We start from the raw sequence: 1,754 nt of genomic DNA on the forward strand, positions 1-1,754 counted from the left end.
ATTGAGAAATTTTTACACAAAATTTATTACACTTCCAAAAAGTGTGATTTATTCAAACTATAGTTTTCAATAACACCATATTTATAATTCTTTTCTTCCACAAATCCTATGTGTTTGTTTTCATAGTTAATGAAAGAAAGTTCATGTGATAATTTATTTTTTTTGTAATAAATTGCATTTTCATCTGAATAAAATAACTCTTCTGAAACTTTAATTTTTTCAAGCAATTTATCACTCGATTCTTTAGTTGCTTTTTTAACTAAAAGTAAGAGTTTTTGTGAATAGTCATCTTTAAATGTTTGATCTAAAGAATCTAATGCACTTGTAACTAAATCAAGTTCTTTTTTAATTTCATTGTAATCTTGTGTTGAAGTTATCATTGTTTCATCATAAGAAGAAGCAATTTTTTCTAATTTATGAGAATAAATTGCTAATGCTTCAAGCTGTTTAGAAGATTCTAAATTATAGAAGTTAGAGTATTTTGTTGGTTCTTTCTTATTTTCATTAATATAAACTTCTTTAACTACTTCATTTACAACTTCTTTTTCAATATAAACTGGAACTTCTTTAACTACTTCCTTAACTATTTCTTTTTCGATGTAGACAGGAACTTCTTTAACAACTTCCTTAACCACTTCTTTTTCTACAAATACAGGTTTTTCCTTTTCAACAATAACTTTTTCTGGTTCTTTATCAATAGATTCAAGAATTTTTTTCTTTAAGTTTTCAATTTCTTTTCTTAAAGCTTCTTTATCCGAATTACTATCTCTAAGTTTTTCCATTAAAACAGCAATTTCTTTTGCATATGATCCATTTGAACTTTTAAATAATTCTTCAAGATCAGTCATTTGTCTGTTTAATCTTTCTATTTCTCTATCTTTACTTGAAACTTTTCTTTCTGGAATATAGTCATCATTAGCAGGGAAGTATTTTTTATGATCTGCAAGAACTTTGTAATCTGCAATTTCTTTTAAAAATTGATCCGCTTGTTCTTGATTTCTTAATCTTGAATTTGTAAAGATATAAAATTCTTCCATTGCTTCATCATATTTGATATCTCCATCAAATTTTTCTGTATTTAGTTCAAATTCGAAACCATCTAGTGTTTTATCCATAATTAACAATCCACCAAAGATTCTTTTTTCAGTTTGGAATCAAATAGCGCTTTCATATCCTATTGCTAAAAATCAGTTCATAGCTTCTTTTCTTGTTTTAAATAAAGCTAGTCCTTGTTTTAATTTTGGGTGTTTTAATACTCAAGGGTATGTTTTTGAAAATTTTTTATCAAAATCTCTGTTATATTGGCATAATAAACGTTTCATAATTTTCCTTTTATTTTTGTTTTATTTTCTTTTTGAATAAAATATAATATTTCATCTAATTTATACTTTTATATTAAATATTTTTAAACTTTATTTAAATTAGTTATTACTTATATTAATCTTGAATTATGTAAATAATTTTTAAAAAATTAATTCTTCTTAAGTAACGAAAAACAACTTTAAAATTTCTTTTAAAATCGTTTTTTATAAAATTAAAGACAAGAATAATAAAAAAATTAATAAGAAAATTCTATATATATATATATATATTATAGATATTAAATTTTTGGTTTAATAATTCCTTATATTTTTGTGTTTTCATAACTTATAATATTATACATTAAAAAAGCAAAATATGGGATTTTTACCGTGTAAACAGTATTAAAACAGAAATAAAATGTCACCCCCCATTCCCAATATAAAATGTCACTT

At 23.0% G+C, this 1,754-nt stretch carries 1 protein-coding gene; it reads right to left on the reverse strand.

The window, feature by feature from the left end; genetic code table 4:
- Window positions 1-26: 26 nt before the first annotated feature.
- Window positions 27-1,322 carry an MAG3090 family protein gene (locus ACXX84_RS04115; RefSeq protein ID WP_458572963.1) on the reverse strand — a complete coding sequence of 432 codons (1,296 nt, stop codon included), beginning with the start codon at window positions 1,320-1,322 and terminating at the stop codon, window positions 27-29.
- Between the last annotated feature and the right edge of the window lie 432 nt (window positions 1,323-1,754).

The sequence above is a fragment of the Mycoplasma sp. AC157 genome (assembly GCF_054343415.1).